Here is a 25614-nt window from a genome sequence, read left to right as displayed (position 1 = left end):
GCTGCTGCTATTGCTCGGGTAAAAGCTAAAAAAGAAGCACAGCAACGCCATGCTAAAGAAGAAGTGACATTGGATTAATACAAATGAAATTTAGACCAATACAAAATAACAATAGCAAATTAAAAATCGCCAGCTCTCCATTTACTCATAATCAACAATCCACCAGTCAAGTGATGTTGTGGGTAATATTGGCCGCTATTCCAGGTATTCTATGCCAACTCTACTTCTTTGGTTTAGGGACGCTATATCAAATCATCTTGGCAATCATTGTCGCGCTATTGGCGGAGACTATTTGTGTCAAACTCAGAAAAGAAGATCCACTTCTATACCTAAAAGATAATTCCGCTTTACTAACAGGTATCTTACTAGCAATTAGTATTCCTCCTTTAGCGCCTTGGTGGATAATTGTTTTAGGGACATTTTTTGCGGTTGTTATTGCCAAACATATTTATGGTGGATTAGGTCAAAACCCATTTAATCCCGCGATGGTCGGTTATGTGGTGCTATTGATCTCCTTTCCTGTACAAATGACATCATGGATGCCCCCCATTGAATTACAAGCAGTGTCTTATAACTTTATAGATAGCTTAAGTATTTTCTTTACCGGACATACACCATCAGGACTCACCCTTGAAGATTTAAGACGCTCTGTAGATGGCATTACCCAAGCCACACCACTTGATAGTTTTAAAACCGGATTATTAACCCACTCTATTGATGAAGTATTAGCAACGCCAATCTTACAAGGTGGATTTGCGGGAATGGGTTGGCAATGGGTGAATGTTGCCTATCTGGTTGGGGGCGTTATCTTGTTATATAAACGAATTATTAGCTGGCAAATTCCTGTTGCCATGTTAACGCTGCTTGGTGTTTGTTCGCTGATCAGTTGGGGGATCGATCCTACTCGTTACTCTCAGCCACTATTACAGCTTTTCTCAGGTGCGACGATGTTAGGGGCTTTCTTTATTGCCACCGATCCTGTTAGCGCCTCCACCACACCAAAAGGGCGATTAATCTATGGTGCAATCATTGGCCTATTAGTGTGGATTATTCGTGTCTATGGTGGTTATCCTGATGCCGTGGCCTTCTCAGTCCTATTAGCTAATATTGCTGTACCGCTTATTGATAGTTATACCCGTCCTCGGGTTTATGGACATTAATGGAGATAATGATGATCGAGATACTAAAACGTCATGGGTTAACATTAGCTATCTTTGCGGCCTGTACCACAGGGTTAACGGCTGTCGTCTATCACTTGACGGCGAATACTATCGCAGAGCAAGCGGCTTTAGAAAAACAGAAATTATTAGACCAAGTGATCCCAACCTCTCTCTACAATAACCATCTCGCGCAAGATTGTTATATTTTGACAGATAAAGCATTAGGTAATGAAAAACCACATAAACTTTATATTGCTCGTTTTAATGGTAAACCTGTCGCCGCCGCATTAGAATCAACGGCACCTGACGGTTATTCAGGGGCGATTGAATTATTGGTTGGTGCTGATTTTAGTGGCAAAGTACTCGGTGTTCGCGTGACAACACATAATGAAACACCGGGGCTAGGTGATAAAATAGAAACGCGTATTTCAGATTGGATTTACTCATTAAGTAACAAGTTTATTACCAGTGATCATGACTCACATTGGGCGGTAAAAAAAGATGGTGGTGATTTTGACCAATTCACCGGAGCAACTATCACACCAAGAGCCGTCGTTAATGCATCAAAACGCACTGCATGGTTAATACAATCTTTACCTGAAAAATTAGATACCCTTTCAGCTTGTGAGGCGAATTAAAATGAGTATGATCAAAGAACTGTTTTCACAAGGATTATGGAAGAATAACTCTGCTTTAGTTCAATTATTAGGGCTGTGCCCATTACTGGCAGTGTCTTCTACCGCGACCAATGCTCTAGGCTTAGGTCTAGCCACAACATTAGTATTAGTTTGTACCAATGTGGCAGTGTCTAGTTTACGTCGTTGGGTTCCCTCTGAAATTCGTATTCCAATTTATGTTATGATTATCGCATCCGTTGTTAGTGCGGTACAATTGCTTATCAATGCCTATGCTTATGGTTTATACCAATCGTTAGGAATATTTATTCCTCTTATTGTCACTAACTGTATTGTGATTGGTCGTGCAGAGGCGTTTGCAGCTAAAAATGAAGTTTTCCCTTCAGCAATTGATGGCTTTGCTATGGGATTAGGTGCAACAGCGGCACTTTTTATTTTAGGGGCAATGCGTGAAATATTAGGTAATGGCACTTTATTTGATGGTGCTGATTTATTATTAGGTGAATGGGCGCAAGTATTAAGGGTTGAGATAGTACATTTAGACTCACCTTTCTTACTGGCTATTTTACCACCCGGTGCCTTTATTGGTTTAGGTTTTATGCTGGCCATAAAATACCTGATTGATGAAAAACAGAAAAAACGCGTTCCATCCACGACCAAAACCTATGAAAAAGAACAAGGTTGTGGCAGTCATATTGTTAAAAACTAATTTGTGAGCATAATGAATCAAGCTAAACGTATAGAAATTTTAACTAGGTTGCGGGATAACAATCCGCATCCTACTACTGAGTTAAGATTTAACTCCCCGTTTGAATTATTGATCTCCGTGTTACTCTCTGCACAAGCCACCGATGTTAGTGTTAATAAGGCAACAGCAAAACTTTATCCTGTTGCCAATACACCTCAAGCAATGCTGGAATTAGGTGTTGAGGGGATCAAATCCTATATTAAGACCATTGGCCTATTTAATACAAAAGCTGAGAATGTGATTAAAACCTGCCAAATATTGGTAGATAAACATCATGGCCAAGTTCCTGAAAATAGAGAAGCTTTAGAGGCATTACCCGGTGTCGGTCGTAAAACAGCGAATGTCGTACTTAACACCGCTTTTGGTTGGCCGACCATTGCTGTTGATACACATATCTTTCGCGTGTGTAATCGCACTAAATTTGCACCGGGAAAAAATGTTAATGAAGTGGAACAAAAACTGCTAAAAGTGGTACCGGCAGAATTTAAAGTCGATTGCCACCATTGGCTTATCCTGCATGGTCGTTATACCTGTATTGCCAGAAAACCACGGTGTGGCTCTTGTATTATTGAAGATCTCTGTGAGTATACCGAAAAAACAGATCCACAATAACATTGTGCAAATTTCTCTGTTTTTCTGATGCATATTACTTGCGTCATTACACACAATCGAATAAAACTATTGCCCACTTTTATTATTAAAATTGCCGACTTTCCGGAAAAATATGTTTCAAGACAATCCGCTGCTTGCTCAGCTAAAACAGCAACTCCATGCCCAAACACCGCGCGTGGAAGGCCTTGTAAAAGGGACAGATAAAGGCTTTGGCTTCCTTGAAGTTGATGGTCAGAAAAGCTATTTTATCCCTCCTCCTCAAATGAAAAAAGTGATGCACGGTGATCGCATTATTGCTGCCGTACATACCAATAATGATAAAGAGTCCGCTGAGCCTGAAGAGCTGGTAGAACCCTTTTTGACTCGCTTTGTCGGCCGTGTTCAGAAAAAAGAAGGTGATAATCGTCTATGGATTATTCCTGATCACCCTCTACTCAAAGATGCCATTCCTTGTCGTCCTATAAAAAGCTTAACGCATCCATTTGCTGATCAAGATTGGGCAGTGGCGGAAATGCGCCGACACCCTCTTAAAGGTGATAAACATTTTCAAGCTGAATTAACTGATTTTATTACCGATAAAGATGACCATTTTGCACCTTGGTGGGTGACATTAATGCGTCATCAATTAGAGCGAAATGCACCTGAAGTAGACAGTGAAACATTAACCTTACATGATGATCTACCGCGTGAAGATTTAACTGCGCTCTCCTTTGTGACCATCGATAGTGCTTCAACCGAAGATATGGACGATGCGTTATATATTCGTAAAGAAGAAAATGGTCAACTTTCACTGTATATCGCTATTGCCGATCCAACGGCTTATATTCAGCCTAATAGTGAATTAGATACCATCGCAGCACAACGAGCGCTAACAAACTATCTACCGGGCTTTAATATCCCGATGTTACCTCGTGAGCTATCAGATAATCTCTGCTCATTGCGCCCTAATGAAAAACGTCCTGCGTTAGTCTGCCAAGTGGGTATTATGGAGGATGGTGCATTAACCGATGAGATCCACTTCTACTCAGCATGGGTAGAATCAAAAGCAAAACTGGTTTATGACAATATTTCTGATTGGCTAGAAGGTGAAGAAACACAGTGGGCACCTGAAAATGAGATTGTTCATGAACAAGTCATGCTATTAAAAGAGATGAGCGAGAAACGTCATATATGGCGTGAACAACATGCTCTCGTCTTTAAAGAGCGTCCGGACTATCGCTTTATTCTTGATGACAGTGGCAACGTATTAGATATCGTGGCGGAAAAACGTCGTACTGCCAACCGTATCGTGGAAGAAGCGATGATCACCGCCAATATTTGTGCGGCAAAGGTACTTAGTCGTAATCTCGGTTTTGGTATTTATAACGTTCATACTGGTTTTGATCCGCTCTATATTGATCAAGTCTCACAAACCTTAAAAGAGCACGGTATTGAAACTAATGCCGATGAGTTATTAACCCTTGAAGGTTTCTGTCGCTTACGTCGTGAACTGGATAATCAGCCAAACCAATTCCTTGATAGCCGTATTCGTCGTTTCCAAAACTTCGCTGAAATAAAAACAGAGCCAGGCCCTCATTTTGGTTTAGGCCTTGAAGCTTATGCGACATGGACATCACCGATCCGTAAATACAGTGATATTTTAAATCACCGTTTATTAAAAGCGATTATCAGCAAAAGTGCGGCAGAAAAACCGCAAGATGAAGATTGTGTTCGTATTGCCGAACGTCGTCGTGCTAACCGTATGGCCGAGCGCGATGTCGGTGATTGGTTATATGCGCGCTTCTTAAAACCTTTTGCTGGCACTGAGAGTACCTTTAATGCCGAAATTATTGATATTACTCGTGGTGGTATTCGGGTACGTTTAGTTGAAAATGGGGCTATTGCCTTTATTCCTGCACCATTTTTACATGCAGTACGTGACGAAATTCAATGTAGTCAAGAAACTGGCTCTGTCATTATTAAAGGTGAAACAGCCTATAAGCTTAATGACATTATTCCGGTACGTATTGAAGATGTGAAACTAGAAACGCGTAATATTGTTGCTCGTCCGATTTAACAGCTATTTAGCGTAATAGATATTATCAAGCTGATAACCTTACTCAGGTTATCAGCTTTTTTATTCCATTTTGCGACTCTCCAGATATATAAAGTGACACTGTCACCACCAAAACTAGTTTGCTAATAATAAAAATGCGCCGACCTTCAACAAGATAAGCGCACTATATGTAGAATACTAGGCTTCAATCAATGATTGGGGGTGTGATAAAAAAACGACCTCAGCCTCCGGCCAATTTCACTTTCATCCCTTTCGCTTCTAATAAAGATTTAATTAAATCCCGTTTATCACCTTGGATTTCAATTAATCCCTCTTTAACACTGCCACCACAACCACATTTCTTTTTTAATTCAGCCGCTAATTTAGCCAGAGCGGCATCATCCAAATCAATACCAGAGATAACACAAACCCCCTTACCTTTACGGCCACTGGTTTGACGTTGGATACGCACAATACCATCACCGGCGGGGCGTGTAGGTTTCTGCTCTTCTTCTTTAATCCGACCAATATCAGTGGAATAAACCAGCCGAGAATTATTATCCATGTTGCACAACACCTTGTATAGAACGATTAATTTGCTGTAAAGTTTCCAGTGGATTTTCACTGCGTGTAATAGGTCTGCCAATCACCATATAATCCACCCCAGCCACTATCGCTTGCTCTGGCGTCATAACTCGACGCTGATCACCCACATCGCTCCCCGCGGGTCGAATTCCGGGAGTGACCAATAAAAAGTCATCACCACACACTTGTTTAAAACGAGTGGCTTCATGGGCCGAACATACCACACCATCAAGACCACAGGCTTTAGCCAGTAATGCTAAGCGTTCGGCTTGTTCTGCTGGAGTTAGGTTAATGCCCAATTCAGTGAGGTCGGATTGATCCATACTGGTCAACACAGTGACAGCGGTTAATAGCGGTGCCTCTTTGCCAAATGATCTTAAGCTCTCCTTTGCCGCACGCATCATACGACTACCACCACTCGCATGCACATTTACCATCCATACCCCTAAATCGGCAGCCGCGGCAACTGCTCTCGCCACCGTATTGGGTATATCATGAAATTTTAAATCTAAGAAAATATCAAACCCTTGCTGTTGCAATTGCGTTACAAATTGCGGTCCAAAGCGAGTAAACATCTCTTTACCAATTTTAAGGCGACAAGATGAAGGGTCGATACGTTGTGCAAAATCGAGTGCACTTTTTTGGTCTTCATAGTCTAGTGCCACAATAACGGGCGCGCAGGTAGAGCTGGGCGATTTTTTATCACAATCAAATGACATTTTAAGGCCTTTATTTATCAAGAGACTATTAAAAGTGACATCGTCACTGACCATCTAAGCCACGTATCGGCTTAACGGTATCCCAAGAGCGACAGGATGGACAATGCCAATATAATGCATGGGAGGTAAAACCACATTTATGGCAACGGTAATCAGGTTTTGTGCGGATCTGCTCACCGACCATATAACGTAATAAGATCAGACTCTCTTTTGCGCGTCCTTCTTCTGCTTCAGCTAAATGATAGCGCATTAAACGATAGAAAAGTCGCATGGTAGGATGACGTTCTAGTTGGCGATTAATATATAACTGTGCGGCTTCAATGCCCTCTTTCTCTTCAATAATATCGGCAAGATAAAGCTCTGCAATGGCACCACAATTACTCTCGACACATTGACGTAGATAGGCTTCCCAACGTGCGGGATCACCTTGAGATTGGAAGCATTCAAAAAGCATTGGCAAAGTTTCACTGACCATCTCTTTATCTTGCTCAATTACTTTCATTAATACATCAATGGCTTTATTTTTTTCATCGCGCGCGATATAGATACGACCATACATAATGGAAACACGGGCACAAAGTGGATCCATTTGCCCGGCTTTTTGTAGAAAACTTAGCGCATTATCAAGATTATCACTGCTCATTTCTTGCAATGCGAGTTCACAATAGAAATGAGCAATTTGCTCTTTAAGTTCATGTTGACCCAGTTTTACCAATTTCTCTGCGGTTTCTATCGCCTTACCCCAGTCACTGGTAAGTTGATAAATGGCTAGGAGGGATTGTAATGCACTTTGACGAAAATCCTGCTCATCAATCAGCTGTAAAAACATATGCTCAGCGCGATCATAAACCCCTGCTGCGACATAATCACGGCCAAGTTGCTGAATAGCGAGAAGACGTTGTTCAAAAGAGAGTGCTGCGCTCTCCATTAACGATTGGTGAATACGAATCGCACGTTCAACTTCACCACGAGAGCGAAATAGATTACCTAAAGTAAGATGTGCTTCAAAGGCTGAGCTATCCTCTTTAAGCATTTCAAGGAACAGATCAACCGCTTTGTCTTGTTGATCAGAAAGTAAAAAGTTAACCCCTGCCACATATTCACGTGACAGGCGATCGGCATTTTGCTGTTTATCCTGTTGCGCACCACGACGCCCCATATACCAGCCATAAGCCGCAGCGACCGGTAATAACAGAAACAGCAACTCAAGCATCTATTCTCGTCCTTATTTTACAGTAGAAACGGCTGTAGAACGATTTTCTTGGCTTTCTTGTTTGGTTTGTTCACTTTCAAGGCGCTTAATTTTACGCTTTGCTCTTACTAATGATAAACGTACTCGCAAGTAAAAAACGCCACTGACGATCCAGCCCAGTACAAAACCAACACCAAACAGCGTGGCTAATAAAGTAGAGATACGATATTCACCTTGAGCAATAAGATAATTGAAGGTGATCACCTGATCATTATTTGAACCTAACGTCATGGCTATTACGACAATAGCTAGCACCAGAACAACCAAAATAAAAAGTAGAACTTTCTTCACATTATTTCCTTTTTATTCTCTTTTCTTTGGATAAGGGATAAAGGTAGCATTTTCACCACTCACAAAGAAAGTCATTTCTTAGAATCATCTGATTTTCGTATATTTTTTCACATAAATAGTGAAAAATAAATTCGCTATCTCAAAAAGAAAAACGATTATCAAGGTTTTAACAACAATCGTCGTTCAATCATCCAAAATGCACACCACACCAACACAGCACTAATCAGAATACCGACAATCACATCAGATGCCCAGTGCATACCTAATATTATTCGTCCGACAGTCACATCAATACCCCATAATATCCCTAAGCTGGCTAAAAAATAATGACGTCGTAACATACACAGCACAAACACAAATAAAGCCAGTGTTGCAGAGAATAAGCTGTGTCCAGAAGGAAAGGCATAACCGGTTTCTGCTCGCCAATGGCTTAATTGCCATTGAGGGATCAGCGACGAATGAGATAATCCATTATGCAACAGTTGCTCACGCTCAGGACGAGACACTTGGTAAAAATGTTCTGGTGATATTGATAGTTGGTTACTGACCCAAACCACATAAGGTCGTGGCTCTTTAACGCTATTTTTTACAACCACTTTGATCAACTGCCCCAACATCAAAGTCGCGACCATAATAATTGCCAACTGAATAAATGCTTTTTTAGGTAGTTTAAGAATAAAAAAGAGCAAAACAAGGCAAAGTAATATAGTTAAAGCTCCCCAAGGTTTAGCCGCACTATTGGCTATCCATAAAGTGCTTTCGCCTCCCAGAGGATGTGCTGATGGTTGCCATTGCCATCCCAGAATAAGCACCACAATAGGTACAATCAAAAGCAATCCACTTCCTAAAAGCATCAATACTGATATTTGCTTATTCAATCTATTTGTCCTTATCTATTCTGTATGCACTGTTTTTATTTACTGATGATTAACTGATATAAATGATTAGTATAAACAATACCAGTTTAGCAATAAATAATTATGCAAGTAGGCTTAAAATCTGATAATTTGTTTAGGTGTGATTTATTAAGTGTGTGTGTGATCAAATTCCCTGCCGATTTAGACAAGGAACCATTTCAGTGTTTTATTTCTCTTTGTCCTCGTTATAAAGTGTATAATCTTGAACGAGAGTATCACCTGAAATTATGAGTCAAAAATAATGAAATTAAGACGTATCGCAGAAGCAAAACTCCCTACTCCTTTTGGTGAGTTTTTAATGGTGGGTTTTGAAGAAATTGCCACAGGAAAAGATCATGTTGCCCTCGTTTTTGGTGACATTTCTGGCACAAAACCCGTTTTATCCCGTATTCATTCTGAATGTTTAACTGGCGATGCACTATTTAGCCTGCGTTGTGATTGTGGTTTTCAGCTAGAAGCTGCCCTTTCACAAATTAGCAAAGAAGGCCGTGGTGTATTACTTTATCATCGCCAAGAAGGTCGCAATATTGGTTTACTTAATAAAATCCGCGCTTATGCATTACAAGACCAAGGATTAGATACTGTCGAAGCTAATCTAAAGTTAGGATTTAAAGCCGATGAGCGCGACTTCACCCTTTGCGCTGATATGTATAATCTATTAGGCATACATGAAGTACGATTATTAACCAATAATCCAAAGAAAATCGAAATAATGAAAGAAGCTGGGATCAACGTGGTAGAGCGTGTTCCATTAATCGTAGGACGTAATCCAAGTAATGCTCATTATCTTGATACTAAAGCGGATAAAATGGGACATATGTTATTTAAAAAAGCGCAATAACATAAATATCGGATAGATTATCAGCGTTATTATTCAATCCGGGTGATTTAGCCCGGATTTTATTTTCCTGCACTTACCCCTATCAAGCTACTGACTATTTTCAAGATGATTTTTTTATCCTTTAATTATTAAATTATATCATGTGAAATTTTATCATATGGCAAGCTGTTGACTCTTTAACTGGCTTTAAGCTATTTATAACTAAATAATTTTTAATAGGAATAGCATAATGCCATTACATTTTTCTGGTAGGATTTTTGCGTCTCTTTTATTAGCTGGGACACTATTAACAGGTTGCGATAACAATGATAACAACCGTTATGCAATTAAAGTGGGGGTGATTAATGGTGCAGAGCAAGATGTGGCAGAAGTCGCTAAAAAAGTGGCTAAAGAAAAATATGGTTTAGAGGTTGAGCTGGTGGGTTTTAGTGGCTCATTGTTACCTAACGATCCCACTGCAAACAAAGAATTAGATGCCAATGTGTTCCAACATCGCCCTTTCCTTGAGCAAGATAATCGTTCTCGTGGTTATAACCTCGTCGCGGTAGGCAATACCTTTGTTTTTCCTATGGCGGGTTATTCAACCAAAATTAAACATCCTCAAGAATTAAAACCCGGTGATACAATAGCACTGCCCAATGATCCAACCAACTTGGGGCGCGCATTATTATTGCTACAAAAAGAGAAACTGATCACCTTAAACCCTGACAGTGGCCTATTACCCACAACACTCGATATTATTGATAATCCACTTAAATTAAATATTATGCAATTAGAAGGTGCGCAACTACCACGAGTATTAAACGATCCCCAAGTAACAGTTGCGATAATTAGCACAACTTATATCCAACAAATTAATTTATCACCAACCAAAGACAGTATTTTTATTGAAGATAAAAGTTCACCTTATACTAATATAATTGTTACAAGAGAAGATAATAAAGAAGCAGAGAATGTACGCGATTTTATTAAAGCCTACCAGTCACCCGAAGTGGCAACAGCCGCTGAGACTATTTTTAAAGGTGGTGCTATTCAAGGGTGGTAAACACGACTTATAATTTATCAGGTCACTTATAATAAGTGACCTATTTATTAATAGTTATGACCCAAAATAAAACTTTAATTTATTATTTTCATCTGCTTTAATTGATACTTGAAGATCATTACCATATTGATCATATATAATACAATTCATTTCTTCATCTTTCCTACTGGATGTAAATGCTTTTCCATATTCTATACTATAGCTCCAGAAACATACTCCATCCTCATCATTTGCTGATGTGACCGGAATTAAAGTATCTGGTTTAAAATGGAATTCCTTAGTGTAATAATGAGGCTTTAATGGAATTTTTTTAATATATTTATCAGTCGATGTGCTAATAATCTGATAATGACCTTTTTGAAAATAATGAAAAGATTTATTTTCTTCATACTCTACACTCTTAGTTATCGTTCTATTATTACCGTTAAACCTTAGATAATATTTCGTCAAGACATCACCTGATGTTTCTACATCTTTTTCTATTCTAGGATTTACCAGCGGTTCTATGTCTACATCTGCTTCTGTAAATATTTTTTTTGGTGCAACGTCCAGAATGATAAAATTTAAATAATCACTGTAATTATTTTTAAAGGCTGTAGTATACTCTTTTCCTTTAATGTGAGTCTGTGCACAAATCCTAAAGGTATCTATCACTTTATTAACAGAAAGATAAATAACACAAGTAGATGCATCAGGGGAGTTCAATGTTGCTTCTTCACTGCTTGGAAATACAAACCCATTTTCTTTATCAGATAAAGAAATATCATTGCGGTCAATAGGAAGATTTTTTTCATTTACAATATGTGTATTTCTATAAATATCTTCTTTGGCTACTTTTATGATACGACCATTTTTATCTAAAGCCTCTATATAAATAGTAATAGGTACCTGATGTCTACCATTAACATATGCAGTCGCTGTACTGTTATATCTATTAATATAAATATAAAATGCTCTTAGTTCATCAATATCATCCCAAGAGCCAAATTGGCTCTTAATAACCTCACCTTTCGATACAATTGTATTTCCCTCAACAGTCGCATAACCAGTCACCCAACCATTTTTTTCAACTATTGCATCACCACGAACAATAGCATATTCTGATACTTTAGCATTATCTTTAATAACAGCATTATCATATATTACAGCATCGTCAGATATTCTCGCATTATCTTTAATAACTGCATTATCATATATTACAACATCATCAGATATTGTCACATTATCTTCCACTAGCACATTACCATAAATCTCTGCATTGTCTTTTACTTTACTATTTCCCTTAACTATTGCATTACCGTAGATCTTCACATTATTTCTTATAATTGCATTATCTGTGACTTTAGCATTACCAAATACCATTACATTATCAAAAATAAAACAATTATCATCTCTGCTTAAATTACTTTCATTTTCTATCCATCCTCCTGGACTATCTGTATACACTCTTCTAATTCTATATAAAGTAACACCATTATATTCTTTTGTTTCACTCGTTATTTTATATTTCTTCATAAACACCTCCATAATAACACCCTGTTAATATTGTTATATTAACTTGATACTCATTAAAAATACGTTTAGCATTTAATGGTTAGTTTATAGTATTAGATGAAATCATTTGTCGATATTATGAAATATAAAAATATTCTATTATAAAAAAGAAAGCGAAGAATTAATTCATCATTCTTCGCCAACTAATTAATACTTACTAAATTATTTTACAACATATTACGAATAACATAATGCAAGATCCCGCCATGTTCAAAATAAGCCAGCTCAGTTTGCGTATCAATACGACAACGAGCCATAATAGTTTCTTGGCGACCATCTGCAAAAGTAATATTGACAGCGACATCTTGACCCGGTGTTAGCGAATTAAGCCCCGTTATCTCAATTTTTTCATCACCTTTGAGCCCTAAAGTCTGGCGTGATACACCGTTAGGAAATTCTAAAGGTAATACTCCCATACCAATCAAATTAGAACGGTGAATACGTTCAAACGATCCGGCTATCACCACTCGCACACCTAATAATCGTGTACCTTTGGCGGCCCAGTCACGGCTAGAGCCTGATCCATATTCATTACCGGCAATAATGGCTAAAGGCGTATTTTCTTGCTGATAACGCATCGCCGCATCATAAATGGCTAACGTTTCTCCCGTTGGAATATGTTTTGTAAAGCCCCCTTCGATCCCCGGCACCATTTCATTACGAATACGGATATTTGCAAAAGTTCCTCGCATCATAACTTCGTGATTACCACGTCTTGAACCGTAAGAGTTAAAGTCTTTTGGTTCAACACCATGCTCTCGAAGATAACGCCCTGCAGGACTATCAGCTTTAATATTCCCTGCAGGTGAAATATGATCGGTGGTCACCGAGTCACCTAATATGGCTAAAATACTGGCTTGGTGAATATCTTTAATCGCCTCAGGTGTTTTTGTCATACCTTCAAAAAAAGGAGGATGGCGAATATAGGTAGAATCAGGTTGCCAAGCATACACCGGGGTATCTTGTATTTTTAGTGATTGCCAAGTTTCATCACCATCAAATACCGCAGAATACTCTTTATGGAACATCTGCGTTTTTACTTTTTCCACCGCATCGGCAATGGCTTTACTGTCAGGCCAAATATCTTTTAAATAGACCGGATTGCCCTGCTTATCTTCACCTAATGGCTCTTTGGTCAAATCAATATTCATATTACCAGATAGCGCATAAGCCACGACTAAAGGAGGAGAAGCAAGCCAGTTGGTTTTCACTAAAGGATGGATACGACCTTCAAAGTTACGATTACCCGATAATACAGCGGCTATAGTTAAATCATTATCTTTAATCGCCTCTTCAATCGGGGCTAATAAAGGCCCTGAGTTACCAATACATGTAGTACAACCATAACCAACCAAATTAAAACCAAGTTTATCTAAATAAGGTGTTAATCCTGCCAGTGCTAAGTAGTCAGTCACCACTTTAGAGCCGGGAGCTAGTGACGATTTGACCCATGGCTTACGCTGTAGGCCTTTTTCTACCGCATTTTTAGCCAGTAGACCTGCGGCCATTAAAACATTAGGGTTAGAGGTATTGGTACATGAGGTGATCGCTGCAATCACTACCGCACCATCCATTAAGGTAAAAGGAGGCTGATTATCAATAGTGACCTGAGGATATTGAGCAAGAGGTTTTTTATTTGTTTCAAGCTCTACAGCAGCTTTAAATGCTTTTGGTACATTCAGCAAGTTAACTCTATCTTGTGGTCGTTTAGGGCCAGCAAGACTTGCTTCCACAGTGCCCATATCTAACGATAAGGTTGAGGTGAAAATAGGTTCATCACCGGCATGACGCCATAAGCCTTGCTCTTTACTATAGGCTTCAACTAATGCAATTTCTTGCTCTTCACGCCCAGTAAGGCGTAAATAATCTAATGTAATTTCGTCAATAGGAAAGAAGCCACAGGTTGCACCATATTCAGGTGACATATTGGCAATCGTCGCTCGGTCAGCAAGAGGCAAAGAAGCCAGTCCATCACCATAAAACTCAACAAATTTCCCTACCACACCATGTTGACGTAACATTTGCGTTACGGTTAATACTAGGTCAGTCGCTGTGATCCCCTCACGTAGTTTACCTGTTAATTTAAAACCTACCACATCAGGGATCAGCATTGAAATCGGTTGGCCTAACATCGCAGCTTCCGCCTCAATGCCACCAACGCCCCAACCTAATACTCCCAGACCATTGATCATAGTAGTATGTGAATCGGTTCCAACCAAAGTATCAGGGTAAGCAATATGTCGGCCATTTTGTTGCTCAGACCATATCGCTTTACCTAAATATTCTAAGTTAACCTGATGGCAAATGCCCGTTCCAGGAGGTACTACACGAAAACGTTCAAACGACTGTTGCCCCCAACGTAAAAAGAGATAACGCTCATAGTTACGCTGCATTTCAATTTCAACGTTTTTCTCAAAAGCATCATCACTGGCATATTTATCAACCATCACCGAATGGTCGATAACCAAGTCAACAGGAGAAAGTGGATTAACTTTTTCTACATTTCCCCCCAAAGATTTTACGGCTTCACGCATAGCGGCTAAATCAACAACGGCAGGTACACCCGTAAAATCTTGCATTAATACTCTTGCTGGGCGATAGGCAATTTCACGGGAGGCGTGGGCATTTTTTTGCCAATCCACCAATGCCTTAATATCATCTTCAACAACCGTATCATCATCAAGATAGCGGACTAAATTTTCTAGCAGAACCTTTAACGATTTAGGGAGACGAGTGATATCCCCTAATTGACGAGCAACTTCAGAAAGACGGTAATACTCATATTGATGAGTACCTACAGAGAGCGTAGAAAGACTCTCCTTTTTCAGACGTAACGACATAGCTCCTCTCCTTCTTATTTTTATGCTGACAGCAATCACAAACTATCAAAATAGGTAAGGTTATCTATTAACCATATCATAGAAAGAGAAATTTCGCTTACGGACCACACGATTTGTTAATATGATGTTATTGAGATTATATTACTAACAAAACTTAATCTCTTTCTTTTAACTTAATTAGGATTTAATGGGGGTATTATTGCAAATAAAGGATAATGTATATGAACAATCAACAAGCCGAACAACTAAAAAAGATTATGATGGCTGATAGTTATTTTGCACAACCTATTACGCCCCCTTTTCCACAGCCTTTAGCAATAAAATCATTACAACAGACACTTAATATCAAAGATACAGAAGGACTTGTTCAATTTATTATCGCTTCACCTAAACGTTTTAACGAATCAGAAAAAATGATCATGACACAGCTGAAAGATATACAAATTGCCTTAATCTCTATTATGTCGAATCATCTTTCAGTATTAAAAAAAGAAGATAGTGAAGCTTATTATCAACCAGAGCATTGGCTAGAAACCCTTAATCATTTGCCTTTGCTTAGCCGTAATAAAGTTGAAAGCAAACGACTTGATAAGCAAACATTTGATTTTTCAATTGCTCAAGCCTTTGTGCAACTGTTATTAGGTGCAGCCATTAATGCAGCGTCACCGTCATTAGCCGAGTTTATCGATTTTTTACGCAATCAGGGACAACAAATTGAACTAGGAATACGCCAATCCTTTGATAGCTATAAAACAATAACTATTGCAGGTGTGACGGAAATCCTTAATCATAATAATCAGCTTATTTTTGTACCTAAATTAAAAATAATGAGTCTACGTTTCTCACATCGAACAGCCAAAATGTTATTAGCCAGTTGTTCGGGGCGAAAATTTACGATTTCAGTAGAATACACAACAATCACCTCAATTTTTGATATTGGTGCACTTAATGATCCACTAATTAATCGACAATTTTATGCTTTTTTAAATAAGTTTCGTCAGTTGAGTATTACTCAATCTGATTCATTTTTTAGTGGGGACTTTTTATTGCAATAGCATTAATGTTATAAGTTACATAATGGTAAAAGGCGGGATAATATACCCGCCTTTGCGTATTAAACTAAAGGTAACTCGATATCTTTAAATAACTCTTCAATTTCTTCATTGGTGCGTAAAGCTGTCGCTTGTTCCACCAAATTACGTGTTAGATGTGGGGCAAAACGCCACATAAAGTCATACATATAACCGCGTAAAAAACCACTACGTCGAAATGCAATTTTTGTGGTGCTATAACTAAATTTATCACGCATATCAATAGCGACTAAGTCGCTATCAAGCGTCGGATCAAATGCCATACTCGCAATCACACCAATACCTAAGTGTAGCCTGACATAAGTTTTTATTACATCCGCATCCGTTGCAGTAAAAACAATTTTAGGCTTTAAACCCACTTTACCAAAGGCTTCGTCAAGATCAGAGCGCCCAGTAAAACCATGGGTATAAGTAACGATATCGTAAGTTGCAAGCTCTTGTAAGGTAACTTCACGCTTTTGCGCCAATGGGTGATCTTTAGTTACCACCACAATACGATTCCAACGATAACAAGGTAACATCACTAAATCGTTATACAGATGTAGTGATTCTGTCGCTATAGCAAAATCACTTTTACCACGGCAAACATCTTCTGCGATTTGTGTCGGTGAACCCTGATTCATATGTAATGACACTTCGGGATAACGTTCTATAAAACCTTTAATCACTGGGGGTAAAACATAACGCGCTTGTGTATGAGTGGTGGCAATAGAAAGCGAACCGCGATCAGGATAAGTGTGTTCCCCTGCAGCCGAGCGGATAGCTTCTGTTTTGGATAATATCTCACGAGATAATCTGACAATTTCTTCCCCCGCTGGCGTCACATGTGTTAAGTGCTTACCACTGCGAGAGAATATTTGTATACCCAACTCATCTTCTAGCATACGAATTTGTTTACTGATCCCCGGCTGAGAGGTATATAAACGCTCTGCTGTCGTTGAGACGTTTAAATCGTTATTCACCACTTCAACGATATAACGCAACTGTTGTAATTTCATAGAAGCACGATCCCTTTACAAAAGACTTATTATTCTGTTATTCCGCTCATATTCATATAACTAAAAAGAATAATAAATAAGCAATATATAACCACTATATCACTTATTTCATTTCGGTCTAACGTAATTAATAAGGTTATTTAAGTTTTATTATATCGAATAGTTATAAGCTATAAAAATTGGTAGAAATCTTGCTGTCTGTGGATGGTCTTGATTGTATTGTGATAATAACAATTTACTGATTCGATTTACTGTTAAAACCACTGTACTATTGCCTAGTAAGCGTTGGAAAGTACAGTAAACGGTCAGGAGCAACAGAGTCATATTTAACGTAATGTACATACGTAGAAGATGATCACCATCGAAGGTTAGCTCATATCAAATAAATCTATAAGATTGCATAGTTAAATTAATAGTTGAATTAGAATAGTAACCTATTGATTAATCAATATATCTAACAAAAGAAGTAAACGCTTTTTCATCACTATTCTCGATTATTTCATTAAAACCAATCATTTTACTATAAGTCGAACCACTCAGTGTTTTAATATTACCGTTAGGGAAAATAGCTTTTTTATCATTTGAGATGATAGTCGTGGTTAATTTAGGTTCAACTTTATAATTAAAATAGATTTCTCCATTTGATTTATTAGATAGTTTTTTCTCACCTTCCGTGCTCGATGATGAATAATAGATGGATTGCTCATTCTTGCCTTCTACCATTACAGGGGCTAATGTAGCAAACAGTTCTATTTTTGAATGCTTATCATCGGTAATTGGAATAACCTTACTAAAAACCATATAACTTTTATAAATAGTAGAGACTGGTGCTAGTTCTATTTTTACTAACTTCCAGTTACACCATCCCCCCCCATCAATAGGCACGGTATAGGTCGCGGCTTTATTATCCTCAGTTATTTTACGCTCTACCTCTACTTTTTGTGTTAAAGAGGAGTAAGAGACTTCGGTATAATCAGAATTAAAATGAGAACGTTCACACTTATTAGATGTATAAGTACCTCGGACTTGCACTACCATTTCAGGGGAAATAGTTGAATAAACCGTGATTTTATTGCCATCATTATTCATATTGACGGGAAATTTATTATCAAGATATATATTGATAAGCTCACTACAACCACCTAACAATAGATAAGGGATAAGAACAAATAATTTAATCATTGTCATTAACATAGTTAATCCCATTCAACTCCATTCACCTGCTTAAAATCGCAATCGCATATCCCTTCTTACACTTTAGACAGCAAAAAACTACTTACTCCCCCAAACAGATTAATCAATCAATATATCGAACAAAAGAAGTAAACGCCTTTTCATCACTATTCTCGATTATTTCATTAAAACTAACCCTTCCAGTATAAATAGAAAAGGTCGGCTCTTTAATACTCCCATTAGGAAAAATAACTTTTTCATCTTTTGAGATAGTCGTGGTTAGTTTAGGCTCAACTTTATAATTAAAATAAATTTCTCCATTTGATTTATTGGATAGTTTTTTCTCACCTTCCGTGATTGATGGTGAATAATAGATGGATTGATCATCTTCTTCCACTATAACAGGGGCCAATGTAGTAAATAGTTCTATTTTTGAATGTTTGTCATCGACAATTGGGATAACCTTACTAATCACCATATGATTTTTATAAATGGTAGAGACTGGCGCTAGTTTTATTTCTACTAGCTTCCAATTACACCATCCTCCCCCATCGATAGGCACGGTATAGGTCGCGTTTTTATTATCCTCTGCTATTTTACGTTCTACCTCTACTTTTTGTGTTAAAGAGGAGTAAGAGACTTCGGTATAATCAGAATTAAAATGAGAACGTTGGCATTTATTTGACGTATAAGTACCAATCACTTCCACTACTGTTTCAGGGGAAATAGTTGAATAAACCGTGATTTTTTTGCCATCATTATTCATATTGACGGGGAATTTATTATCAAGATATATATTGATAAGCCCACTACAACCACCTAACAATAGATAAGGAATAAGAACAAATAATTTAATCATTGTCATTAGCATATTTGAACCTTTTCATCGCCGTTATGCCTTCTGGCATAAATAATGTGGGTAATATATTACTGACAGGATCTGCCGTGATGTTACCTTGTGTTTTCCCTTCAATGGAAATATAGCAAGGTGTTGGCATAACAATATCCTTTTATCAAAAATAACAAATTAAACTAAACTATTACACTAAAAACACTTCGTCCGTTATATCCGCTACCTTAGCCAGTGCGTACAATAAGACTTGAATAAAGGATAATAAAAGCTTATTAATAAACTGTAAACAGCTCCCATATTTAGTACCTCTCTAGCATAAGTCACTTTTCGTAAAATAATTGAAATATCACTATATCATGCTACATAAATAATCATAAAAAGTGTTTGTCAATATAAAATATGACTAATAAACAAACAAATCACTCATAACCCAGTAAATACTGTGTACAGTAAAATATATTTTGCTTCCAATATGGAAAACTCAAAAAATAGTTCATAATATATTGATTTTTAACAGTTAAAAATTAATCGCATTCAATTTCATTACCTTACCACTTTAAATAGCTCAATTTTATCAATATATTTAGCTAATAAGCTTGGTTTAATTAAAATATAATTCTAAATAAGCCATTTATTTTATTTAGCTTATATAATATGTCTGTTTTTTAATCTTCTTTTGGGCTTTTTATATTCATTTTATGAATAATGATAAAATTCGAATTGCATAAATAAAGAGAAACGAAATAAATAAAGATTCATATTATGTTAGATATATTATTTTTTATAAATAATTAATCAAATAAGTAATAGTAGAAAATGACGGGAAAAATAGAAAAAGAAAAAATGATATGGTTAACACCCAAAAAATACATAAGAAAAACCGCTTAAAGCAGTCGTTTTTTAATCAATATTAAATGTGATTTCATCACATAGCGATGGGATAAAACTATGCACTATTTTAGTGAGTATAACCATTAACCCAAAAGCCATCATCAGATAGCTTTTGGATTATAAATAAATGAATTATTTAATCACACCACATGCCATTCTAGCACCACCACCGCCAAGCGCTTCTGGGTTATCTGAGTAGTTATCTCCCCCAACGTGCACCATTAAGGCTTTATCTTTAATTTGATCAAGCTTAGTCAGTCTAGGAGCAAGAACGGCATAATCAGCGTCACCTTGACTATTGGCAACCAAACCAGGTAGATCACCTAAATGTCCTTCTTTGTTATAAGGCCCTAAGTGAACACCTTTATTTTCAGGATCAAGATGACCACCCGCTTTTAATGCTGGAACAGGTTTTCCATCTTTCATATCTGGCTCACAAGAGCCATTAGCATGGATATGAAAACCATGAACACCCGGTGTTAACCCAGTAAGTTTTGGCGTAAATAACAGCCCATAATCGGTTTCGGTAATAGTGACAACACCAATATCATCACCCGCCCCTGTAGGTAAGGCTTCTTTTAACGTAACATCTAAGCTCGCCGCACTGGCAACCGATGTAAAGAGTAGTCCAGAGAGTAACAAAGGTATCAGTTTCATAGTATCTTCCTCTTATTATTTATGCTCAGCATAAAGTCGTCGATATCAACAAATAGAGACTCACCATTAATACTGTTTCAATGTACGTTAATTAGCATATCGTCTTAATGCAAAAAAAGCGACTTATGTCAGTAAGTCGCTTTTTTATCTTAAAATATCAATAACTATCGATACTATTTACTTTTTTCAACCCATTTGCCATCAATATAAAAGGCTGACCAACCTGTGGCTTTCCCCTCTTTTTCAGAAGAGACATATTGCTGTTTAGTTTTACGACTAAAACGTACTATGGTTGGATTCCCTTCAGGATCGGTTACAGGTGCTTGTGCTAAGTAGCGCATTTTTTCCGATAATCTATCTTTAAAACGTACTAACTCAGCCACTTTCGGTGCACGGGTTTCCCTTGATTTAGGGAACGTATTGGCCGCAAGGAAAATACCCGCCGCGCCATCACGTAACACAAAGTAAGCATCCGATTTTTCACAAGGCAATTCAGGTAGTGGAACCGGATCTTCTTTTGGGGGTGCAATTTCACCACTCTTTAAGATCTTACGTGTATTTTTACACTCTTCATTGGTGCAACCCATGTACTTGCCAAAACGCCCCATTTTTAGATGCATTTCAGCGCCACATTTATCACACTCAATCACTGGGCCTTCATAACCTTTTAAGCGGAATTCACCTTCTTCAACTTCATAACCATCACATGCAGGATTATTACCACAAACATGTAATTTACGATGAGTATCAATAAGATAACTGTCCATTGCCGTACCGCATTTCGGACAACGACGACGGGCACGTAATGCATTAGTTTCCGCATCATCTCCTTCCAAGATATTAAGTAATTCATCTTCAGGAATAAGATTTATCGTTTGTTTACAACGCTCTTTTGGTGGTAAAGCATAGCCTGAGCACCCTAAGAATACCCCTGTCGTCGCTGTTCTAATTCCCATATGACGAGAACAAGTAGGACATTCAATAGAAGTAATAACCATAGGGTTAGGTCGCATTCCTCCTTCTTCTGGATCTTTTTCAGCGACTTCTAGTTGCTGACTAAAATCTGTGAAGAATGCATCTAATACCGCTTTCCAGTTTTCTTGGTTGTTGGCAACATGGTCGAGATGATCTTCCATTTGAGCCGTGAAATCGTAGTTCATCAAATCACTAAAGTTTTCTTCTAAGCGATCGGTAACAATCTCACCCATTTTTTCTGCATAGAAACGACGGTTTTCAACTTTGACATAACCTCTATCTTGAATGGTAGAGATAATTGAAGCATAAGTTGAAGGTCGACCAATACCTCGTTTTTCTAGCTCTTTAACTAATGTAGCTTCACTAAAACGCGCTGGTGGCTTAGTAAAGTGTTGCGTTGGCGATAACTCAGCTAACGCTAATTGCGCCCCAACATCAACCGCTGGTAATGTTTTATCTTCATCTTTACTGCGCATTGCTGGCATGACTTTTGTCCAACCCGCAAAACGCAATGTGCGACCTTTAGCGCGTAGTTTATAATCCCCTGATGCAACCGTAAGTGTGGTTGAGTCATATTTTGCCGGTGTCATTTGACAGGCGACAAATTGATCCCAAATCAGTTGATATAAACGCTTCGCGTCGCTATCCATATCTTTTAAAGATTCAGCCGTCACATTGATATCAGAAGGACGAATAGCTTCGTGTGCTTCTTGTGAGTTCTCTTTACTTGAATAAACATTCGGCTCTTTAGGCAGATATTTTGCACCAAATTTATCGTGAATATAATCACGTGCCATTTGGATTGCATCCTGACTCAGGTTGGTAGAGTCAGTACGCATATAGGTGATATAACCTGCTTCATAAAGACGTTGAGCCAACATCATGGTCTTTTTCACCCCAAAGCTTAAGCGAGTACTTGCCGCTTGTTGCAATGTAGAGGTGATCAAAGGGGCACTTGGTTTACTGGATGTTGGTCTATCTTCACGGTTTTTAACGATGAAAGTGGCATTCTGTAACGCCTTAACCGCCACCTGAGTCTCCTCAGAGGAGACTGGTTTAAAGGCATTATCTTGATAGTGCGTCACTTCCATACGCAAGGGTTGTTCATCGGGTGTCAGCAGTGAAGCGTGTAATTGCCAATACTCTTCTGGCACAAATGCTTTAATTTCACGTTCACGCTCGACGAGTAGGCGTACCGCAACTGACTGTACACGCCCCGCAGATAAACCACGCGCCACTTTTTTCCATAACAGCGGAGAAACCATATAGCCAACCACACGATCCATAAAACGACGTGCTTGTTGCGCGTTAACACGGTCAATATTCAGCTCACCCGGTGTTTGGAATGCTTGTGTAATGGCATTTTTCGTAATTTCATTAAATACGACACGACTAAATCTATCATCTTCACCGCCGATCACTTCGCGTAAATGCCACGCGATAGCTTCTCCTTCGCGGTCAAGGTCCGTTGCGAGATAGATATGATCTGCTTTTTCAGCCAATGCTTTTAGTTCAGCGACTACCTTCTCTTTACCCGGCAGAATTTGGTAGTTTGCATGCCAACCATTATAAGGATCGACACCCATACGGCTGACTAAGGCTGATTTCTCATCCTTTTTAACCTTTTTCACGCCTTTCGTGGCGGATGAGTTTTCGCTCTTCTGGCTGCCAGAACCACTTTTTGGCAAATCACGAATGTGACCCACGCTAGATTTTACTACGTAGTCATTGCCAAGATATTTATTGATTGTTTTGGCTTTAGCCGGGGACTCCACGATAACAAGAGCTTTACCCATAATTACCTTTACCTAATTAAACTTTGTCATGACGGTATTGTTTAATACCCTCAGCTCAGAAAACTTTTGAAATCTCTTTTTATATTGCGTTAGTTTTGCAATATATCAACCTGTTTTTATTCAAAGCTTTTGTTTAAACGCAAAACACGTTACTTTTTTTGAGGTATTTTAATCACCTCATCACTGATTCAGGTCTAAAACATAGCGATGTCTATGTATATAGAGTAGCTAAGCTTTTAAAAATGCCACACTCTACCTGATAAAAAGCGAGGCGCAACAAATTATTTTTCTAAGGAGCATAAATGATGTCGACACAAACTACACCTATTTCCGCAGAGATGCTACTTGAAAAAGCGAATAAAATCATACGTGAACATGAAGACTATTTACAAGGTATGTACGCAGATTCTGTTGAACAAAAAGGCAATGTACTGGTATTTAAAGGCGAATTTTTTTTAGATGAACAGGGCTTACCCACGGCTAAAAGTACCGCTGCATTCAATATGTTTAAACATTTAGCACATGTGTTATCTGAAAAATACCATCTAGCGTGATGATGTTTGCTGACTATTTTGGCACTTATTGCCAAGAAATCGGTTATTAACTATCAATATAAGATATAGAGAAGATTTTCAGAGCCTATCAATTCAATATGTAATATCAATTATATTTATTTTCTCTTTATCGCTATATTGAGTCTTCCTAGAAAGAGGAAATATTGCCCGATTGTTGTTAAAAATTATCAATTATTTTTATGCCAGTGTGTACCTCACTGGCTTTTTTTATTCGAAAAACGCTGAATAAATAATAAAAAAATAGCGATACTCAGCTTACATCTAACTACTGAATATCGCTAATTTGATAGCAACTCGTTATTTGATAATGCTTATAACAGTGGGTTTTTACCCCTTTGTAGCCAACGCATCATTAATTTATCCACGCTTTCCATTGCGCCACCAGTAACTCGTTCTACCATTTTTTTCTTCAGGATATATTGAACGGATAATACTTCAAAATCATTAATACGACTGATGAGCCAATCATCGCTGACCCCCACTTCATCAATCAGCCCTTTATCTACAGCATCCGTTCCATACCAATACTCGCCGGTTGCAACACTATCGATATCTAATTCAGGGCGATATTTATGTACGAAAGACTTAAATAGCAGATGAGTTTCATTGAGATCTTGTTTAAATTTCTCACGACCTTCATCCGTATTTTCCCCTAATAGGGTTAGCGTGCGTTTATATTCACCGGCAGTATGTAACTCAACATCAATGTCATTTTTCTTTAATAAACGATGAATATTGGGTATTTGAGCGACCACACCGATAGAGCCGATAATCGCAAAAGGTGCCGCAACAATTTTATCAGCGACACAGGCCATCATATAACCCCCACTGGCGGCGACTTTATCGACCACTGCAGTTAATTTGATCCCTTTATCTTTTAAACGAGTTAACTGGGCTGCTGCTAGGCCATAACCGTGAACCATACCGCCAGGACTTTCAAGACGAAGCAGTACTTCATCACCCGCTTGTGCCACAGAGAGGATAGCGCTTATCTCTTCACGTAATGCACCAACTTCATGGGCATCCATGCTACCTTTAAAATCAATAACATATAAACAAGGTTTAACAACGCCTTTGCGCCCTTCTTTAGCATTGTTTTTACTCAGTTTTTGCTCTTTCTTTTGTTGTTTTTTAAACGCTTTATGCCACACTTTCAATTCAGCCTCATCCATTTTGGCTTGTTGCATAACACGTTGTTTATCGTGGTAAGACTCAGCAAGATCAGTCACCTTTAATGTGCCTTTTCGATGTTGCTTTTTACTACCGATAACCACAAAAAACGAAACAATAGCAATAATAGCGACAACAACTGTCGCAATCTCAGCTAAAAACAGTCCATATTGTAAAATATACTCCACAAAGGCCTCTTTT

22 protein-coding genes and 1 pseudogene are annotated in these 25614 nt (G+C 38.1%); 9 read left to right on the top strand and 14 right to left on the bottom strand.

Going from position 1 to position 25614, the window contains the following annotated elements; all coding sequences use genetic code 11:
• Positions 1 to 83: 83 nt before the first annotated feature.
• From rsxD to HMPREF3129_RS03750, 5 genes are all read left to right on the top strand, one after another.
• Positions 84 to 1160 carry an electron transport complex subunit RsxD gene (rsxD, locus tag HMPREF3129_RS03770; RefSeq protein WP_036918369.1) on the top strand — a complete coding sequence of 359 codons (1077 nt, stop codon included), beginning with the start codon at positions 84 to 86 and terminating at the stop codon, positions 1158 to 1160.
• Between the two features lie 11 nt (positions 1161 to 1171).
• Positions 1172 to 1798, top strand: a complete 627-nt coding sequence (gene rsxG, locus HMPREF3129_RS03765) for an electron transport complex subunit RsxG (protein ID WP_036918372.1) — start codon at positions 1172 to 1174, stop codon at positions 1796 to 1798.
• Position 1799: 1 nt separating this feature from the next.
• The gene (locus HMPREF3129_RS03760; protein ID WP_070486777.1) at positions 1800 to 2504 is read left to right on the top strand and encodes an electron transport complex subunit E; all 705 of its coding nucleotides are present in this window, start codon (positions 1800 to 1802) and stop codon (positions 2502 to 2504) included.
• A 12-nt stretch (positions 2505 to 2516) separates the two neighbouring features.
• Positions 2517 to 3155, top strand: coding sequence for an endonuclease III (gene nth / locus HMPREF3129_RS03755; protein WP_004243025.1), 639 nt, complete (start codon positions 2517 to 2519; stop codon positions 3153 to 3155).
• Between the two features lie 112 nt (positions 3156 to 3267).
• Positions 3268 to 5211 carry an exoribonuclease II gene (locus HMPREF3129_RS03750; protein WP_004248105.1) on the top strand — a complete coding sequence of 648 codons (1944 nt, stop codon included), beginning with the start codon at positions 3268 to 3270 and terminating at the stop codon, positions 5209 to 5211.
• 220 nt (positions 5212 to 5431) lie between these two features.
• Here the strand turns inward: HMPREF3129_RS03750 and yciH are convergent, their stop codons facing one another.
• From yciH to pgpB, 5 genes are all read right to left on the bottom strand, one after another.
• Positions 5432 to 5755: a stress response translation initiation inhibitor YciH gene (yciH, locus tag HMPREF3129_RS03745; protein WP_004248106.1), complete on the bottom strand. Its 324-nt coding sequence runs from the start codon at positions 5753 to 5755 to the stop codon at positions 5432 to 5434.
• Positions 5748 to 6494, bottom strand: a complete 747-nt coding sequence (gene pyrF / locus HMPREF3129_RS03740) for an orotidine-5'-phosphate decarboxylase (RefSeq protein WP_036918375.1) — start codon at positions 6492 to 6494, stop codon at positions 5748 to 5750. Before pyrF ends, yciH begins: the two co-directional genes overlap by 8 nt.
• A 43-nt stretch (positions 6495 to 6537) precedes the next feature.
• Entirely contained in the window at positions 6538 to 7707 is a 1170-nt protein-coding gene (gene lapB / locus HMPREF3129_RS03735; RefSeq protein WP_004243030.1) for a lipopolysaccharide assembly protein LapB, read from the bottom strand.
• A 12-nt stretch (positions 7708 to 7719) separates the two neighbouring features.
• On the bottom strand, positions 7720 to 8037 hold the full coding sequence (locus tag HMPREF3129_RS03730; RefSeq protein ID WP_004243031.1) for a LapA family protein: 318 nt from the start codon (positions 8035 to 8037) through the stop codon (positions 7720 to 7722).
• A gap of 158 nt (positions 8038 to 8195) precedes the next feature.
• On the bottom strand, positions 8196 to 8915 hold the full coding sequence (gene pgpB / locus HMPREF3129_RS03725) for a phosphatidylglycerophosphatase B (protein ID WP_004248109.1): 720 nt from the start codon (positions 8913 to 8915) through the stop codon (positions 8196 to 8198).
• A 280-nt stretch (positions 8916 to 9195) separates the two neighbouring features.
• On the opposite strand from pgpB, the gene ribA reads away from it, so the two are divergent.
• On the top strand, positions 9196 to 9795 hold the full coding sequence (ribA, locus tag HMPREF3129_RS03720; RefSeq protein WP_004243033.1) for a GTP cyclohydrolase II: 600 nt from the start codon (positions 9196 to 9198) through the stop codon (positions 9793 to 9795).
• A gap of 229 nt (positions 9796 to 10024) precedes the next feature.
• A complete protein-coding gene (locus tag HMPREF3129_RS03715) occupies positions 10025 to 10840 on the top strand; it encodes a MetQ/NlpA family lipoprotein (protein WP_004243034.1) in 816 nt (271 codons plus the stop codon).
• Positions 10841 to 10894: 54 nt separating this feature from the next.
• On the opposite strand, the gene HMPREF3129_RS03710 is transcribed toward HMPREF3129_RS03715, so the two are convergent.
• Positions 10895 to 12355 (bottom strand): LbetaH domain-containing protein, encoded by a 1461-nt coding sequence (locus HMPREF3129_RS03710; protein ID WP_036918378.1) that lies wholly within the window; start codon positions 12353 to 12355, stop codon positions 10895 to 10897.
• A gap of 206 nt (positions 12356 to 12561) precedes the next feature.
• Positions 12562 to 15234 (bottom strand): aconitate hydratase AcnA, encoded by a 2673-nt coding sequence (gene acnA / locus HMPREF3129_RS03705; RefSeq protein ID WP_036918379.1) that lies wholly within the window; start codon positions 15232 to 15234, stop codon positions 12562 to 12564.
• 221 nt (positions 15235 to 15455) lie between these two features.
• Between acnA and HMPREF3129_RS03700 the strand changes: the two genes are divergently transcribed.
• Positions 15456 to 16289 carry a hypothetical protein gene (locus tag HMPREF3129_RS03700; RefSeq protein WP_004248113.1) on the top strand — a complete coding sequence of 278 codons (834 nt, stop codon included), beginning with the start codon at positions 15456 to 15458 and terminating at the stop codon, positions 16287 to 16289.
• A 59-nt stretch (positions 16290 to 16348) separates the two neighbouring features.
• On the opposite strand, the gene cysB is transcribed toward HMPREF3129_RS03700, so the two are convergent.
• The 6 genes and pseudogenes from cysB to topA all read right to left on the bottom strand — a co-directional run bounded on the left by cysB (position 16349) and on the right by topA (position 23668).
• Positions 16349 to 17323, bottom strand: coding sequence for an HTH-type transcriptional regulator CysB (cysB, locus tag HMPREF3129_RS03695; protein WP_036918380.1), 975 nt, complete (start codon positions 17321 to 17323; stop codon positions 16349 to 16351).
• 441 nt (positions 17324 to 17764) lie between these two features.
• Positions 17765 to 18517 carry a hypothetical protein gene (locus HMPREF3129_RS03690; protein ID WP_070486779.1) on the bottom strand — a complete coding sequence of 251 codons (753 nt, stop codon included), beginning with the start codon at positions 18515 to 18517 and terminating at the stop codon, positions 17765 to 17767.
• A gap of 103 nt (positions 18518 to 18620) precedes the next feature.
• Positions 18621 to 19367, bottom strand: coding sequence for a hypothetical protein (locus HMPREF3129_RS03685; RefSeq protein ID WP_036918382.1), 747 nt, complete (start codon positions 19365 to 19367; stop codon positions 18621 to 18623).
• 52 nt (positions 19368 to 19419) lie between these two features.
• Positions 19420 to 19494: pseudogene (locus tag HMPREF3129_RS19155) on the bottom strand (hypothetical protein); the annotation flags it as partial.
• Between the two features lie 878 nt (positions 19495 to 20372).
• Complete coding sequence (gene sodC, locus HMPREF3129_RS03680) at positions 20373 to 20897, bottom strand: superoxide dismutase family protein (protein WP_017628093.1); 525 nt, start codon at positions 20895 to 20897, stop codon at positions 20373 to 20375.
• Positions 20898 to 21070: 173 nt separating this feature from the next.
• The gene (topA, locus tag HMPREF3129_RS03675) at positions 21071 to 23668 is read right to left on the bottom strand and encodes a type I DNA topoisomerase (RefSeq protein ID WP_004248126.1); all 2598 of its coding nucleotides are present in this window, start codon (positions 23666 to 23668) and stop codon (positions 21071 to 21073) included.
• 305 nt (positions 23669 to 23973) lie between these two features.
• Between topA and HMPREF3129_RS03670 the strand changes: the two genes are divergently transcribed.
• Positions 23974 to 24222, top strand: coding sequence for a YciN family protein (locus HMPREF3129_RS03670; RefSeq protein WP_036896103.1), 249 nt, complete (start codon positions 23974 to 23976; stop codon positions 24220 to 24222).
• Between the two features lie 332 nt (positions 24223 to 24554).
• Here the strand turns inward: HMPREF3129_RS03670 and sohB are convergent, their stop codons facing one another.
• Positions 24555 to 25601 (bottom strand): protease SohB, encoded by a 1047-nt coding sequence (gene sohB / locus HMPREF3129_RS03665; protein WP_004243049.1) that lies wholly within the window; start codon positions 25599 to 25601, stop codon positions 24555 to 24557.
• Between the last annotated feature and the right edge of the window lie 13 nt (positions 25602 to 25614).

The sequence above is a fragment of the Proteus sp. HMSC14B05 genome (genome assembly GCF_001808035.1).
GTDB lineage: Bacteria > Pseudomonadota > Gammaproteobacteria > Enterobacterales > Enterobacteriaceae > Proteus > Proteus mirabilis.
This window is presented reverse-complemented; position numbering and strand designations above follow the sequence as displayed.